Source organism: Chitinophaga oryzae, assembly GCF_012516375.2.
Lineage (GTDB): Bacteria > Bacteroidota > Bacteroidia > Chitinophagales > Chitinophagaceae > Chitinophaga > Chitinophaga oryzae.
Genome location: NZ_CP051204.2, coordinates 5,858,417 through 5,875,450, shown reverse-complemented (window position 1 = coordinate 5,875,450; position 17,034 = coordinate 5,858,417). Strand labels below are relative to the sequence as shown.

Here is a 17,034-nt window from a genome sequence, read left to right as displayed (position 1 = left end):
ATGATGGTAAAGTGATATCAGATCAGTTCCCGCGGGTCGGTGACTACGCCGGTAACGGCGGCAGCGGCGGCTACCAGCGGGCTGGCGAGCATGGTGCGGGAGCCGGGGCCCTGGCGGCCTTCGAAGTTGCGGTTGCTGGTGCTGACAGCGTATTTGCCGGCCGGCACTTTGTCGTCGTTCATGGCGAGGCAGGCGGAGCATCCGGGCTGGCGCAGCTCGAAGCCGGCGGCGGTGAGGATATCGAGGATACCTTCTTCACGGATCTGTTGCTCTACGATGTGTGATCCCGGAACGATCCAGGCGGTTACGCCTTCTGCTTTTTTGCGTCCTTTCACTACGGAGGCAAAAGCGCGGAAGTCTTCTATGCGGCCGTTGGTGCAGCTGCCGATGAATACGTAGTCTACTTTTTTGCCCAGCATCGGTTCCTGTTCCTGGAAGCCCATGTATTGCAGGGATTTTTCGTAGCTGGCTGCGCTGCCGCCGGCTTCCTGCGCTACCGGGATACGCTGGGTGATGCCCATGCCCATGCCGGGGTTGGTGCCGTAGGTGATCATCGGTTCGATGTCGGCGGCGTTGAAAGTATATTCTTTATCGAAGGTGGCGCCTTCTTCGGTTTTTAGTGTTTTCCAATAGGCGAGAGCGTTATCCCAGGCAGCTCCCTGCGGGGCTTTCTCGCGGCCCTTGATATAAGCGAAGGTGGTTTCGTCCGGCGCGATGATGCCGCCGCGGGCGCCCATTTCGATGCTCATGTTGCAGACAGTCATACGCCCTTCCATGCTCATCTTTTCAAATACTTCACCGGCATATTCCACGAAGTAACCGGTGGCGCCGGCAGCGGTGAGCTGAGAGATGATGTAGAGGGTAACGTCTTTAGGAGTAATGCCTTTACCGGTGCTGCCGGTAACGGTTATACGCATTTTCTTTGGTTTCTGCTGCATGATGCACTGGGAGGAGAGCACCATTTCCACTTCGGAAGTGCCGATGCCGAAGGCGATAGCGCCAAAAGCACCGTGGGTGGAGGTGTGAGAGTCGCCACATACGATGGTCATGCCCGGCAGGGTGATGCCATTTTCCGGTCCTACCACGTGCACGATGCCATTGCGGGGATTGCCCAGTCCCCAGTGGGAGATACCATATTTAGCGGTATTGGATTCCAGCGCTTTCAGCTGATTGGCGGAAAGCGGGTCCTGTACCGGCAGGTGCTGGTTAATAGTAGGCGTATTGTGATCGGCTGTTGCAAATGTTTTTTCGGGGAACATCACGCTCAGTCCCCTGTTCTCCAGGCCCAGAAAGGCTACCGGGCTGGTTACTTCATGAATGAAGTGACGGTCGATAAACAACACATCAGGACCGTCTTCGATTTTCCTGACCGCATGCGAATCCCATACTTTGTCAAATAAGGTAGCGGGTATTTTGCTCATTTTCATAATTTTAAAGGTAGGCGCTAAATTCTTAAAAAATCTCCAGATATTTTTATGATTGTCATATTTTTTCTAAAAAGAAGTGTAAAACCATAATTATTGTTTCGTATTCAAAACATCTTTATTTTTTATAAATAATTGACAATCAACATTATTCTTAAAACAACCTGCATGACAAAAGCAGTCAGGTAAGATAAAAAAGCAAAAGGAAATTGTCATTCCAAAGTCATTCTATCGGCCAAAGAACCTGAACAACATCATAGCCCAGGGCATAAGCCCTGGGGGATGAAAAAATATATGAGCGATGCGGCGAATGGAACACGGTGCGGGAAACGAATGCCGGTGACGTGGCATAAGGCCATGACCGTGCCTGCAGGCAGGAAATTGATTCCTGCCCCGGGATGGGACTGGTGCGCCGGGGGGCAGGGGAGGCTATAATATTTCCAGGTTTTTGGCTTTATACCCTTGCAGGGCTTCGCTGCCGGCCGGCAATTCGGTGATGAGGTAATGGATATCCTGAAGATCGGCGATCTTCATTTTCATGGAGCTGTTGAGTTTTTCTGAGATAGCGAGGATGGCCACTTTGTCGGCGGCCTTGATCATGGCTTTTTTTACCTGGATGGTTTCCCAGTCGGCGTCGGTAAGGCCGTTGACCGGGTCTATGGCGTTGGTGCCGATGATACAGAGGTCGGCTTTGATATTGGACAGGTACTCGAATACTTCGCCGCTGACGGTCATCTGGCTGTAGGCGGAGATCTGGCCACCGATGACGATGGTTTTGATCATGGGTTTGTCCAGCAGTTCCACGGCCGACAGTACGTTGACCGTAATAAAGGTAGCCCTTAAGGAGGGTGGTATTTTCTTGATGAATTCGCGGATGGTGGTGCCACCGCCGATGAGCACGATCATGTCGTCGCGCAGCAGTTGCAGCGCCTTTTCGGCGATGACCAGTTTGTTGGTCTGCGCATAGGTCTCCGACTCATGGCCATAATGATAGGCGATGGACATGGCGCCCCCTTTTATCTTCACTACTTCCCCGTCGTCTGCCAGCTCGTTCACATCCCGGCGGATGGTGTCTTCCGAAACATTGATCAGGCTCACCAGTTCACTGTAGGTAATCCGGGTATGGATGTTTACCTGCTGAATGATAAGCTGTTTCCTGGACTTTTTCGTGAGGGAAACCGGGGGGATCTGGTCCTGTGTGTTCATACTATCCATAGCATCTGATAAATTCAAAGGGTGATGATAGACAAAAAAACGGGCATATGCAAAAAACGCACCGCCCCTTTTTTGCATGGCCATAACATGGGTCAGCAACAAAAATAACAGAACCGGTAGAATTTTGCACTTTTGGAAGATAAATAATTTTTCTGCGCTTTTTGTTTTGATGTTTTTTGTTGATTTTTAATTGTTTGTGTTGATGTTAGCTTTTTGTTACGCTAAATTTTTGCATTCTTACCGCAAAATAGTTGCAAATAATTTGCAGTTTTCGCAGGAATCGCTATTTTTATCCCTGTAATTTCCGCATTATTCGAAGAACTAACTATCAACCAAACCACATGATGAAACATATCATAACCGTGGCCCACTTTCCGAAGATATTCCTGCCACTCCTGGGCCTGTTATTTTCTGTCTGTAGCTATGCCCAGTCCGACCTGGTATCCGGAACCGTCACCAGCGCGACCGACGGACAAAAAATCATCGGAGCCTCCGTGTCGCTCGTCGGCGCCAAAGGTATCGGCGCCCTGACCAACGAAAACGGTCAGTTCTCTATTAAAATACCCTCTACCGTGACCGGCGACATCACCCTCGCAGTGACCTTCATCGGCTTCGACCGCCAGGAGGTAAAAGTGTCCAAAGGCCAGTCCAACATCAGCATCCGGCTCACCACCAACACCAAAGCGCTCGGTGAACTGGTGGTAACGGCGCTGGGTATCAAAAAAGAGAAAAAAGCACTCGCCTATGCCGTCACTGAAGTGAAAGGCAGCGACTTCACACAGGCCCGCGAAATCAACGTGGCGGACGCTCTCACCGGTAAAATCGCCGGCGTGAACGCCTCCAGCCTCGCCAGCGGCCCCGGTGGCTCCAGCCGTGTCATCATCCGCGGCAACGGCTCCCTCAACGGCGACAACCAGCCGCTGTACGTGGTGAACGGTATGCCCATCGACAACACCACACAAAGCACCATCACCAGCGGCGCCTCCAACGGCCTTAACTATGACCGCGGCGACGGTATCGCAGGCATCAACCCCGACGATATCGAATCCATCACCGTACTCAAAGGCGGCCCCGCTGCGGCCCTCTACGGCGCCCGCGCCTCCAACGGCGTCATCCTCATCACCACCAAAAAAGGCGTGGCGCAGAAAGGCATCGGCGTAGACTACAACACCACCTTCACCGTGGAAACACCGTCTGTCATCCCCGACTGGCAATATGAATACGGCGCAGGCGAAAAAGGCAAAAAACCTGCCACCAAAGCAGAAGCTATCGCCGCCGGCCGCCTCTCCTGGGGACCGAAAATCGACGGCAGCAACGTGATACAGTTCGATGGTGTACAACGCCCGTATGTAGCACAGAAAAACAACATCAAAAACTTCTATAACACCGGCAACACCTTCACCAACACCCTGGCGTTCTCCGGTGGCAACGACAACACAAAATACCGTGTGTCCCTGTCCGATATGAACAACCGCAGCCTGGTGCCCAACCAGACACTCAACAAAAAAATCGGCTCCGTCAGCATATTCTCCAACCTCGGCAAACGCCTGACTGTGGAAGCTTACGCACAATACAACGTGGAAAAAGCCAAAAACAGAAGCAGCGTTTCCGACGCTCCCGGTAACGTTAACTGGGGCACCTATATGATCGCCAACACTGTCGATATCCGTAACCTCGACCCGGGGTACGACGCCAGCGATAAGGAAGTGGAATGGAACCCTTCCGGCTTCGCCTCCAACCCCTACTTTGTAGCTAACCGCTTTCGTAACAACGATGACCGCAAACGCTTTATCGGTAATGCCAGCATCAAATACAACCTGCTGGACAACCTCTTCGTGCGCGGTCGTGTAAGCCATGATTATCTGAACATCAACTACACCGGTATCGTGCCCACCGGTACGCTCTTCGCCCCGAAAGGCCTCTACCAGCAATACAATACCGTCGCCACGGAAACCAACGGCGAACTGACCATCAACTACCAGGGCAAACTGGGCCGCGACCTCGGCATCACCGCCATGCTGGGCGGCAACAGGCGCAAATCCATCTCCGATGGCACCAACCTGAACGGTACCGATTTCTTCGCACCCGGTTTCTACGACCCGTCCAACGTGGTAAGTCTCAACACGACCAACGTGAACCAACGCCAGGCGACCAACTCCGTGTTCGGCTCCGTGGACCTGTCTTTCAAAGACCTGCTGTTCCTGACCGCCACCGGCCGTAACGACTGGTTCTCTACGTTGTCGCCACAAAACAACAACATCTTTTATCCTTCCGTCGGCGCCAGCTTCCTGCTGTCTGAAGCAGTGAAAATGCCTTCCTGGATCAACTACGCCAAAGTACGCACCTCCTGGGCACAGGTAGGCGGCGCTACGCCGCAGCCCTATATCCTGAGACAAACCTACTCCGTACTGTCCGGCGGCGGCCACCTCGGCCAACCGCTGCAGACGCCTACGCAGACCACCTCCCAGGGCAGCGGCTCCGGCCTGCTGCAGGCGCCCAACCCGAACCTGAAACCACTGGTGTCTACCACCTTTGAAGCCGGTATCGAAGCGCGCATGCTCAATAACCGCCTCTCTGCGGACATCACGGTATACAGCCGCAAAACCACCAACGACATCATGCAGGCGGCCATCTCCCCGGCGTCAGGGTATAACTTCGCCATCCTCAACGTAGGCGAAATGAGCAACAAAGGCGTGGAAGTATTGCTGACCGGCGTGCCCGTCAAACAGAAGAACTTCTCCTGGGACATCAGCTACAACATGGCCTATAACAAAAATGAAGTGCTGAAACTGACAGAAGGTATCAGCAGCCTGCAACTGGACGTGAGCGTTAACAGCTACGCCTATATCTTTGCAGACATCGGAAAATCCTACAGCACCATCAAAGGCTTTAAGGTACTGAAAGATGCTGCCGGCAATACTGTATATGACAAAGCTACCGGCTATGAAATGCGTACCGGCCTCACCGACCTCGGCACCGGCGTATCACCTTTCTCCGCCGGTATCACCAACAACTTTACCTACAAACGCTTTAACCTGAGCTTCCTGATCGACGGTAAATTCGGCGGTCACGTATATTCCGCTACCAACCTGTACGCTACCCGCTTCGGCCTGAACAAAATCACCCTGCCCGGCAGAGACGGTGGCCTGACCGTGAACGGTGTGGACCAGGACGGTAAACCGTTTACCAAAACCTTCACCTACGAAACCGGTCTGCAGGCATATTACGATAACTACAAAAACCTCTCTGAGAAATTTGTATACGACGCCAGCTTTATCAAACTGCGCCAGGTGGTACTCAGCTACAACATCCCGGCGAAAGTGTTTGCCTTCGCCAAACTGCAGGGCGCTACCGTGTCTTTTGTAGCGAGAAACCTGTTGATCCTGTATAAGAATGCGCCTAACATCGATCCGGAATCCACCTTCAGCAACTCCAATGCACAAGGTTTTGAAATGTTCGGTGTGCCCCGTACACGGAGCTATGGCGTAAACCTCCAGGTAAAACTTTAGTTCATTCTTAAAATCGATCAGCTCATGCAACGTATTGCCAGATATAAATTCATATTACTCTTAGGGATGGTGCTGGGTTTTGCCTCCTGTGACAAAGATTTTGAAGCGCTCAACGTCAACCCGAACGCTTCCGAAAAACCAAATATCGATTTGCTGTTCACTCAAAGTCTGCTGAAAGGCAGCCTCCCGCTGGACCGTGCCTACTTCTTCACTTCGTACCTGCATTGCGGTACTTACATCCAGCACTATGCCATCGCCAAAGAGATGGCTGGTTCCGGGGCCGGTGATAAATATGCGGTAAACGATTTTTACCAGAGCTTCTATTACCGGAACGTATATACGAATACCATGACCACGCTGGCGGAGATCATCGAAGCGGCACAAGGTCCGGAAAATGTGAACAAGCTCGCCGTGGCCCGCCTCTGGAAAGCGCTGCTCATGCAGCGTATCACCGACCTGTACGGCGACGTGCCCTACAGCGAAGCTACCCGCGGCAAGTACAACCTGTTCCAGCCGAAATACGATCCGCAGGAAGACATCTACGCCGCCCTGCTGAAAGACGTGGAAGAAGCCATCAAGTCCTTCGACGCTGCCAAACCTACCTTCGGTAATGCCGACCTGATCTACAAAGGCAACATCGCCCAGTGGAAAAAATTCGGGTACTCCCTCATGCTGCGCATGGCCATGCGCACCACCCGCGCTACCAGCACCAAAGTGGTGGCGAAAGACTGGGCGCTGAAAGCAGTGGCCGGCGGCGTGATCACCGAAGGGACAGATAACGCGGTCGTGCGATATTCCAACGGTCCGCAGACCTATAACAACAACCCCATTGCTTTTGAACTGGTGAACCAGGACTATGTGCCCTCCTCTAAAGGCGCCAGCAACCAGGAATGGGGCAAATTCAGCAAAACATTCATCGACTTCCTGAAAAACCATAACGACCCGCGCCTGGGCGTAGTGTCCGTTGTATGGACCAACGGCAGCCCGGATACGGCTGCAGCTTTACAGAAAGGCATGGCCAACGGCACCGACGTAAAACCGGCTAACCCGGCTTCTTACTCCGAACCCAACCCGGCTACCATCCTGAACTACGCTTCTCCACTGCTGGTGATGACCAACGCGGAGATGAACCTGTTGCTCAGCGAAGTAGCGCTGCGTGGCTGGAGCTCCGGCGACAAAGCGCAACTGTATGCCAATGGCGTCACCGCCGCACTGCGCAACTGGAGCCTGTTTGGCGCCGCCGGCACTATCGCGCCGGAACGTATCATCCAATATGTGGCAGACAACGCCCTTAATACCGGCGGTTCTTTCGAAGCCCAGATGGAGCAGATCCACACCCAGTTCTGGGCAGCGCTGCTGCTCGATGAACAGGAAGCGTATGCCAACTGGCGCCGCACCGGTTACCCGGTACTGGTACCGGTGAAATATACCGGTAACGCAACAGGCGGCACCATCCCGCGCCGGCTGCCTTACTCTCAGACAGAGCAGGGCATTAACGGCGTCAACTACAACGATGCCGTAAAAAGGCAGGGACCAGATGTATTAACAACCAGAATGTGGTGGGATAAATAATTATGAAAAGAGTATTCCTGTTTTCTGTACTTATAACAGTTCATACATGCCTCCTCGCTCAAAGGAAAAGGGTTGCCGCTCCGGCAGCCCTGATTCCTTTGCCAGTGGCAGCTTCCTGGACAGCCGACAGCGCTTTTGTTACCGCCCACGCGGAAATAAAGGCTATGCCCGGCCTGGAAAAAGACGCCGCGCTGCTGAAGTCGTATATGGAGCGTGTTGGCAGCCGCCCGGTAAGTAACCGTATAACCGCTGCCGTTATACTTTCCATTGATTCCGTGGTGGTGAAACAGCCGGAAGGCTACCTGTTACAGGTAACGCCGCAACAGGTGAAACTGACTGCGCACGATGCCGCCGGTATCGGTCACGGGATAGCCACCCTGCAACAGCTGTGGAAGCCTGCCGCAGGCGGCGGACTGGTACTGCCCGGGGCGATGATCACCGACTATCCCCGCTTCGGGTACCGTGGCATGCACCTCGATGTAAGCCGTCATTTCTTTTCGGTGGACTATATCAAACAGTTCATCGATCAGCTGGCGTTGTACAAGTTCAATAACTTTCACTGGCATCTCACCGATGACCAGGGATGGCGCATAGAAATAAAAAAGTATCCCCGCCTGCAGGAGGTGTCTGCCTGGCGCGACCAGACGATGATCGGGCATAAAAAAGAACTGCCGCACCGTTTCGACGGTAAAAAATACGGTGGTTATTACACGCAGGAACAGGTGAAGGAAGTGGTGGCCTATGCCGCCGCCCGGCATATCAACGTGATCCCCGAGATAGAAATGCCCGGCCACGCGCTGGCCGCACTGGAAGCTTTCCCGGCATTAGGCTGCACCGGCGGACCGTACAAAACGGCTCAGTTCTGGGGCATCTTCGACGATGTGTTCTGTGCCGGTAAAGACAGTACCTTCCTTTTTTTACAGGATGTGCTGGATGAAGTGATCGCCTTATTTCCTTCTTCGTATATCCATATCGGTGGCGACGAATGCCCCAAGGTAAGATGGAAACAATGCCCGGCCTGTCAGCAGCGGATGAAAGCGGAGCACCTGGAGGATGAAGATGCGCTGCAGAGCTATTTTATCCGCCGTATCAGCGATTATGTCAACCGTAAAGGCCGTAAAATTATCGGCTGGGACGAGATACTGGAAGGAGGACTGGCGCCCGGCGCTACGGTGATGAGCTGGCGCGGCGTGGAAGGCGCGGTGATGGCGGCCAGACAAAAGCAGCAGGTGATCATGACGCCGGAAGACGAACTGTATTTTGACCACTATCAGTCATTGTACCCGGAAGAACAAACCGCGGCAGCCGGTTATACGCCACTGGAAGCGGTGTATGGTTATGAGCCGCTGGTGACTGCCGGTGACACGGCGTTGCTGCCTTACATCGCCGGCATCCAGGGGGGAATCTGGAGCGAATACCTGTCTACCGAAACAAAAGCCAACTATATGATTTATCCCCGCTTGCAGGCGACAGCCGAAAGGGCCTGGTCGCCGGCAACCGTGAGGGATTACGATGATTTCACACAACGACTGACTGCGCTGACGGGTGACCGTTATACCACGTGGCGGGAGATCAATTATAAGCTGGACAGCGTAGGCCGCGGCAGCCTGTATGTGACGCTGCACGCCCGTCAGCCGGGCGCGGTGGTCCGCTATACCACCGACGGGAGTGTGCCCGTTGCCGGCAGCCCGGTTTATAAAGGCCGTATCCGGATCTGCCATAGCGCCGTGTTACAGGCGCGGCTGTTTGTGCAGGGCAAACCGGCAGGCCGGTTGTTCCGTCAGCCGTTTGAAGTGTACAAATCCACCGGCGCGCGGGTAACGCTGCAACAGCCGCCGAACACCAAATATACCAGCGACGCGGCGTTGTTGGTCAACGGCGTTGCCGGTACGCACCGTTTCAACGACGGGCAGTGGCTGGGCTTTTCCGCGCGCGACCTGCACGCGTATGTAGACCTCGGCAGTGTGCAGGAGATAAAACTGCTGGGCGCTAATGTGCTCAACTATCACTGGCAGAAAATGTGGGGGCCTGAATCGCTGGTGTTTGAAGTATCGGCCGATGGTAAAAACTTTGAGCGTGTAGCCGCAGCTGATAGTTTCCCGGTGAATGGGACCAACCAGGTCCGGTTGACCGTAAAACCCGTGCAGGCAAGATATATTAAAGTAACGGCTGTCAATAAAGGGGTAATCCCGGCGGGAGAATATGGTGCAGGGGGCAGGGCGATGATGCTGGCAGACGAGATTATTGTTAACTGATGCTGTGCGTATGGATTCCACGTTAGCATTACATTTTTATATGGCATGGCATTTTTGATTGTTGTTGTATGCATTCTGTTGCTGATGGTGTTGGTAACGCTCGCCAAATGCAACGTGTTTGTGGCTTTTCTGATTGTGTCCGCGCTGGCGGGCTGGTGGCTGGGCATGCCGTTGCAGTCCATTACCGGCGCCATGCAGAAAGGCATCGGCGATACGATGGGCGGGTTGCTGATCATCATCATCCTGGGCGCCATGCTGGGCAAGCTGGTAGCCGAGAGTGGCGCGGCACGGCAGATTGCGCAAACGCTGATTCGTTTATTCGGTACCCGTTATATCCAGTGGGCGTTGCTGGTGGCCGGTTTTGTTATCGGCATCCCGTTGTATTACGGGGTGGGTTTCGTGTTGCTCGTTCCTTTGATATTTTCTGTGGTCTACCAATACAAGCTGCCGGCTGTATATATCGGGTTACCCACGCTGGCGGCTTTGTCTGTCACCCATGGCTTTTTACCGCCGCACCCTTCGCCGGTGGCGCTGGTAACGCAGTTTCATGCCAATATGGGGCTGACGCTGGTGTACGGGCTGATAGTGGCTGTTCCGGCCATCGTGGTGGCGGGGCCGTTGTTTGCCCGTTATCTGAAAAAGATACCTGCATCGCCTTCTCCGCTTTTTCAGGCGCAGGCGGAGCCGGTGCAGGCGTTGCCCGGCGCATTCAACAGTTTCTTCACCGCATTATTGCCTGTATTGTTGCTCATCATTACCACCGGGTTGTTACATATCACCCCGGTGAATGCGCCGTTGCATGGTTTTCTCTCTTTTGCCGGCGACGCTTCCGTGGTGATGCTGTGTTGTCTGCTGATAGCCACTTTTTCGCTGGGCATCGCGCAGCGGAAGTCTTTGAAAGATATCATGAACATATACGCAGCGTCGGTGAAAGATATCGCCATGGTAATGCTGATCATTGCCGGGTCTGGCGCTCTGAAGGAGGTGCTGGCCAGCAGTGGTGTGAGCGCGCAGATAGCCACAGCGATGAGTTCCTGTCATATCCCGGTGCTGGTGCTGGGCTGGCTGATGGCCGCCGTGATCCGCGCCAGTATTGGTTCTGCTACTGTGGCCGGACTTACTGCTGCGGGCATGATGGCGCCGTTTATCGCCACAGGGCAGGTAGATCCTAACCTCATGGTACTATCAGTAGGAGCGGGCAGCCTGATGTTCTCCCATGTGAACGATGCCGGCTTCTGGATGTTCAAAGAGTACTTTAACATCACCATAAAAGATACCTTCCTGTCATGGTCCGTGATGGAAACCATTGTGGGCATCATGGGCCTGTTGGGGGTACTGGCGCTCAACGCGCTGATCACTTATTAAGCACTTATTAAACCAGAATATATGGAAAACAAAGCAGCAGAAAAATTAAAAGCACTGGGCCTGGAACTACCGCCGGCGCCGACGCCGCTGGGCGTCTACAAACCTTTCCTGATCGACGGGAAATATCTTTACCTGTCCGGCCACGGGCCGGTGCAGCAGGACAAGTCGCTGATCATCGGAAGGATCGGCAGCGAGCTCGATATGGAGCAGGGTAAACTGGCGGCACGGCAGGTAGGCCTGACCATGTTGTCCACCATCCGGACACATGTGGGGCTGGATAAGGTGAAGCGCGTAATCAAAGTGCTGGGCATGGTGAACTGTACGCCTGAATTTGAACGGCATCCTTATATCATCAACGGTTGCAGTGAATTGTTTGCTGCCATCTGGGGCGAAGAGAACGGCATCGGCGTACGCAGCGCCGTGGGCTTCGGTTCCCTGCCCGACAATATCCCGGTGGAGATAGAAGCTTTGTTTGAATTGTATTAAGATGGCTGCAGCAGATGCCGGGGAAAATATTATCTTTCCCTTAAAATTTGGATCATGCAAAAGCAGGATGGAACAACAGCAGTCAGGCTGGCAGCTTTCGGGGAATTTCTCCTGAGACTTCACAGCAACAACGGCAAACGTTTCGGTCAGTCAGATGGATATATTCCTTACTACGCCGGTGCGGAGGCCAACGTATGCGTACTGCTGTCCCGCCTGGGCATATCCACAGAGTATATCACACGGGTGCCCGACAACGATCTGGCCGTAACAGGGCTGCAACACCTGAGAGGCCACGGCGTAGGCACCGGCAGGGTGGTGTATGGCGGCGACAGGCTGGGGTTGTATTTTACAGAATCCGGTAATGGCATACGCCCCGGGCGTGTGATCTATGACCGTGCCGGCTCTTCCTTTGCCACTTTGCAGCCCGGAGATATCGACTGGGCATCTGCGCTGACAGGCATCGGCGTGTTTCACTGGTCCGGCGTGGCGGCTGCATTATCTGCCAGCAGCGCCGCCGTTTGCGCGGAAGCGCTGGCAGCGGCACAGGCGGCAGGCCTTACCATCTCGTCAGATTTTAACTATCGCGCCACGCTCTGGAAATACGGGCAGCACCCTTCCGCGGTGATGCCTGCGCTACTGCAGCATAGTGATATGACAGTAGCAGATCTGGACGCAGTGAACGTGTACTACAATATTGAAACGGATAAACAGCTCCCGCCGGAGAAAAGATTCGAACAGTGTTATGACCGCTTACGCCGGCACATGCCAAAGCTGAAAACACTGGCCATGAGCTTCCGGAAAGTACAGGGCAACCAGCTCGTGTATTTCGGAGCGCTCGCACAGGACGACCGGTACTATTTTGCAGAAGGATTTACTGTTCCGCAGGTCACGGACCAGATCGGCGCCGGCGATGCCTTCACAGCAGGCATCCTGTTTGGCGTGATGAACCAGTACCCGCCGCAGCGGACCATCGATTTCGCCGTCGCATGCGGTACGCTCAAACAGAGTATCCATGGCGACTGGGCGCTGGTGAGCGAACGGGAAGTGACCGACCTGATGGCCAATGGCCCTTCAGGAAGAATAGTACGATAACCACTTTTATTATGTTTACGATTGATGCACATCTCGACCTCAGCATGAACGCCCTGGAATGGAACAGGGACCTGCGGCAGCCGGTAACGGCCATCCGCAAAAGAGAGGCGGGCCTACAGGATAAACCAGACAGGGAAAAAGGCGTAGTGGCTTTCCCCGAACTCCGGAAAGGTAACATCGGCCTGGTAGTGGCCACACAGATAGGCCGTTATGTAGCGCCCGATAACCCCTTGCCCGGATGGCATTCTCCGGAGCAGGCATGGGCGCAGACACAGGGACAGCTGGCATGGTATAAAGCCATGGAAGAAGCAGGCGAGATGACCATGATCAAAGACCTGCCCGCACTGGAACAGCATATCGCCCTGTGGAACGACGGCACGCCCAATGACCGCAAACCCATCGGGTACATCCTCAGCCTCGAAGGCGCCGACTCGCTGGTAACGATCGATCATCTGCACAAAGCATATCAGAACGGCCTTCGCGCCGTAGGCCCTGCCCACTACGGACCCGGGCGTTATGCCAATGGTACGGATGCTACCGGTCATCTCAATGAACAGGGACGCCTGCTGATCAGGGAGATGGAGCGGCTGAACATGATACTCGACGCCACACACCTCTGCGACGACGCTTTCTGGGATGCCATGGACATCTTCAACGGACCGGTATGGGCCAGCCATAACAACTGCCGCGCCCTCGTAAATCACAATCGCCAGTTCAGCGACGACATGATCAAAATACTCATTCAGAAAGGGGCTGTCATCGGCGGCGCACTCGACGCCTGGATGATGGTGCCGGGATGGGTACGGGCACAGTCCACCCCGGAAGGCATGCAATGCAACCTCGAAAAACTCATCGACCACATGGACCATATCTGCCAGATAGCCGGTAACACGCTGCATGTAGGCATCGGTACAGACCTGGACGGCGCTTTCGGAAAAGAGCAATGCCCTTATGATCTGGAGACCATAGCAGACCTGCAGAAACTGCCGGATATGCTTTCCGGACGAGGCTATAAAGCGGCGGACATTGAGAATATCATGCACGGGAACTGGCTACGGTTCCTGCGTAAGGCATGGAAATAACACACGCGATGCCTTTCACGCAAAGGCGCTAAGTTTTTTGTTTTTTATTAAGAGCGCAAAGGAGCGGAGATCAAAATTGTTCTTCGCTCCTTTGCGCTCTTACACAATAGATTAGTTCTTGAGACCCTTTGCGTGCAAAATTTTCGCACGTTTGTCCGTCATCCACCCCGGCAGCGCGGCCCCCTTCAGGTAATAGTTAAAGAACTCCAGCATGCGCGTGTTATAATCCAGCGCCGGCTTATCAAAGATACTGTGGCCCTGTCCTTCGTATTGCAGGAAATACACTACTTTGCCCATACGCCTCATCCCCGTGAAAAATTCGATTCCCTGCCCCACAGGAACATCATTGTCTTCCATATTATGCATCAGCAGCAGCGGTGTTTTTATTTTATCGATATTGAATACCGGTGAGTTCTCCAGGTACAGGTCGGGCCGCTCCCAGAGGGAGGCGCCGATACGATCGCGGTACAGTTCGTACTGCCCTTGCCGTGAGTATCCCGAGCCGATGATAGAGCCGTAGGCGCTGACGAAATTGGTGAAGCCGGCAGCAGAGCAGGCCGCCGCAAACCGGTCGGTATGCGTGATGATGTAATTGGTCTGGAAGCCTCCGAAGCTGTGTCCCTGGAGGCCCATCCGGGTAGAGTCGACATAAGGCAGCTGTACCAGTTTGTCTGCCGCGCCCAGCACGGTTTGGAGGGCGCTACGGCCTGGATAGCCGATGTCAAAATGGACATCCGGTGTGAAAACGAGGAAGCCATTGCTCACGAAACAGGGAATGTTCATTGGTCCCATACTGGGCTCCGGCCGGATATAGAGATGCAGGCATTCGCTGATCTTTTCATAATAATAAAAGATGACCGGGTATTTCTTTTTCGGGTCAAAGTCCTCCGGTTTATATAAAATGCCTTGTGCGGCTTTGCCGTCCCTGGTAGTGAAATCTACCAGCTCGGTGGTCAGCCAGTTGACCTGTCGCTCGGGGTGCACATCACTGATCGCATCGAAGTGAATAAAGTCTTTTGTGACATAAATGTTGGGGGCGCTGGCGGCATCCATTTTTTGTACCAGGTATACATCAGCATCTTTCGCTTTCACAGGCGGTGTGCGCAGATGGTATTTGCTTTCTTCCGGACCGGTGAAAATAAATGGTTGCATGCTCAGCTGGCGCAACTTTCCTTTTGCGATTTCAAAGAAACCGTCTTCTTTGGTGGTGCGGTTGAAGGCGGTCAGCAGGATGGTTTTGCCCGTGTGTTCGTTGGGCGGAAAGGCGAAACGGAACACGATATTATGGGTTTTTCCATAGCCGTTGGTCATGTTGACGGGCGCCGATTTCCCGGTGAGGTCGATCCGGAAGATATCGTGCTGGTCATACAGGTACAGTGTTGTTTCATCGTCACTGAAACCGCCCAGGGGGAGGTTTAGATAGGGCGCGAACGGGATGTCGTCATTATCGTAGGTAGTCCAGGTGGCGGAGATGCCGGCCGTGATGTTTTTCCTTTCGGCGGTAGCTACATGGTAGCTGAAATAGTGGTGCTGGCCGGCATCGTAATAGATGATCCATTTGCCTTGCGGGGAGAGCACATAGGACGCGCTGTTGCGGTCGCCGGGCAGGGTAACCTGTTTTCTTGATCCGTTGGTAAGGTCTACCAGGGAACGGGATGACAAGGCGTTTTCATTCCAGTTCCATTCTCCTTTGTGGGCCAGTGTTTTATCCAGCAGTTTCAGGGTGCTGTGCGGATTGTAGGAGCCGGCGTAGAAGCCGGCGAGGTAAAAGGGAGATTCTTCCTTATCCTGCACCTGCAGTATCGTGTTGTTGTGAAGGTACCATATTGCCTGGCAGCGGAGTGGCTCTTCTTCTTCGTTGAGTTTTGTGTCCATAAAAGTACGGAGACGCAGTCGTGCCGGGTTGGGCGCTGGCGGCGCCGGATGGTTGCCGCTGAGTATGCAGTAGATAAAATTGCCGTCGCTGCTGAATTTATCGAAGTTGCTGAACGTCATCCCTTCCTGTAATTGCATACGGGGCGCGGCTACAATAGCTTTCCCGGTCTGGTCGCGGTGATAATACCAGGAGGTGGCTATCGTTTCTTTGTCGCGCGTAAGAAAGGCGCACTGTGTTCCCTTGTCGTCTGCAATGATATTGACTGGTTCTTTCCCCCTGTAGATTTCTTTCGTGGTATGGCGGGAGAGGTCTGCCGCCTGTATGCTGTAAGTGATGGAGTCTTTTTGACTTTTGATGAAAAGGAATCGCCCGTTGCCGCTGATAACGTAATCGGAGACGTCGTTGTAACGGTGCACAGCGCCGGTTTTCAGGTTGTGCAGTTCCATATTGCCGCCCTGGCGCTGGAAAGCCAGCCATCCGGTATCTGCCTGTTGGAACAGGGTGTATTTTTTTACCCCCGGGTTGATGAGTTCCAGGCTGGTGCCCAGTGTAATCAGTAGCAATGTGTCGTTAGCCAGTTTAGTGACGGCATATTTGCTGTCAGCCGTAAACGTGATAGGTTGGAAGGCTTTCAGTTCTTTCTTCCACGAATGACCGATGGCCTGTATGACTTGTGTGGCCTGTCCGGGCGGCTGGTTATAGATGTAATAGGAAGCATACCGGCCGTTGTTGCTGATGACCGGGTTCAGGGCCAGGCTCCAGGTGTTGAAATCGGAGTCGTTGAGCGGACGTTTCTGGGCATAGGTGCTGATGGTGAGCAGCAACAGGAAGATGGCCGGGTATTGTCTCATGGGGGGCGATAAAGCTGGCTTTTTCATCATAATGGGTTTTGAGGGGTGACAACATCAGGTGCTTTTTATCTTCTTTCGTTGGCCTGGCATGGGGATGAGGGATCTGGTCACAATGATAACTATATTGAGGCTGATATTACTTCGTAAAGTGGGAACCGAAACCGTCAGAACCATGGTGGTATTATGAGGTATGATGGGTACATGACAATTTTACGTCACGGCAAGCAGATTGATCAGTTACCCCGCAAAATCCAAAGAAACCGGGTGAAAATTTTTTTTTCTTGATAAATTATTTATCTTCAAAAAA

At 53.6% G+C, this 17,034-nt stretch carries 10 protein-coding genes; 7 read left to right on the top strand and 3 right to left on the bottom strand.

What is annotated here, in order from left to right:
• Window positions 1-17: 17 nt before the first annotated feature.
• Together leuC and HF324_RS23070 are read right to left on the bottom strand one after the other, a co-directional pair.
• Entirely contained in the window at window positions 18-1,421 is a 1,404-nt protein-coding gene (gene leuC / locus HF324_RS23075) for a 3-isopropylmalate dehydratase large subunit (RefSeq protein WP_168804744.1), read from the bottom strand.
• Between the two features lie 432 nt (window positions 1,422-1,853).
• Entirely contained in the window at window positions 1,854-2,639 is a 786-nt protein-coding gene (locus HF324_RS23070; protein WP_246269622.1) for a DeoR/GlpR family DNA-binding transcription regulator, read from the bottom strand.
• 341 nt (window positions 2,640-2,980) lie between these two features.
• Here HF324_RS23070 and HF324_RS23065 point away from each other — a divergent pair, with 341 nt between their 5' ends.
• From HF324_RS23065 to HF324_RS23035, 7 genes are read left to right on the top strand one after another with little or no spacing between them, the layout of a single operon-like run.
• A complete protein-coding gene (locus tag HF324_RS23065) occupies window positions 2,981-6,148 on the top strand; it encodes a SusC/RagA family TonB-linked outer membrane protein (RefSeq protein ID WP_168860922.1) in 3,168 nt (1,055 codons plus the stop codon).
• Window positions 6,149-6,172: 24 nt separating this feature from the next.
• The gene (locus tag HF324_RS23060) at window positions 6,173-7,720 is read left to right on the top strand and encodes a SusD/RagB family nutrient-binding outer membrane lipoprotein (protein WP_168860921.1); all 1,548 of its coding nucleotides are present in this window, start codon (window positions 6,173-6,175) and stop codon (window positions 7,718-7,720) included.
• A 2-nt stretch (window positions 7,721-7,722) separates the two neighbouring features.
• Window positions 7,723-9,975 (top strand): glycoside hydrolase family 20 protein, encoded by a 2,253-nt coding sequence (locus HF324_RS23055; RefSeq protein ID WP_168860920.1) that lies wholly within the window; start codon window positions 7,723-7,725, stop codon window positions 9,973-9,975.
• Between the two features lie 45 nt (window positions 9,976-10,020).
• A complete protein-coding gene (locus tag HF324_RS23050) occupies window positions 10,021-11,340 on the top strand; it encodes a gluconate:H+ symporter (protein WP_168860919.1) in 1,320 nt (439 codons plus the stop codon).
• A 21-nt stretch (window positions 11,341-11,361) separates the two neighbouring features.
• Entirely contained in the window at window positions 11,362-11,826 is a 465-nt protein-coding gene (locus HF324_RS23045; protein WP_168804739.1) for a RidA family protein, read from the top strand.
• Between the two features lie 54 nt (window positions 11,827-11,880).
• Entirely contained in the window at window positions 11,881-12,918 is a 1,038-nt protein-coding gene (locus HF324_RS23040; RefSeq protein ID WP_168804738.1) for a sugar kinase, read from the top strand.
• Between the two features lie 11 nt (window positions 12,919-12,929).
• Window positions 12,930-14,000: a dipeptidase gene (locus HF324_RS23035; RefSeq protein WP_168804737.1), complete on the top strand. Its 1,071-nt coding sequence runs from the start codon at window positions 12,930-12,932 to the stop codon at window positions 13,998-14,000.
• Between the two features lie 111 nt (window positions 14,001-14,111).
• Here the strand turns inward: HF324_RS23035 and HF324_RS23030 are convergent, their stop codons facing one another.
• Window positions 14,112-16,727, bottom strand: coding sequence for a S9 family peptidase (locus HF324_RS23030; protein WP_168860918.1), 2,616 nt, complete (start codon window positions 16,725-16,727; stop codon window positions 14,112-14,114).
• Window positions 16,728-17,034 lie beyond the last annotated feature (307 nt).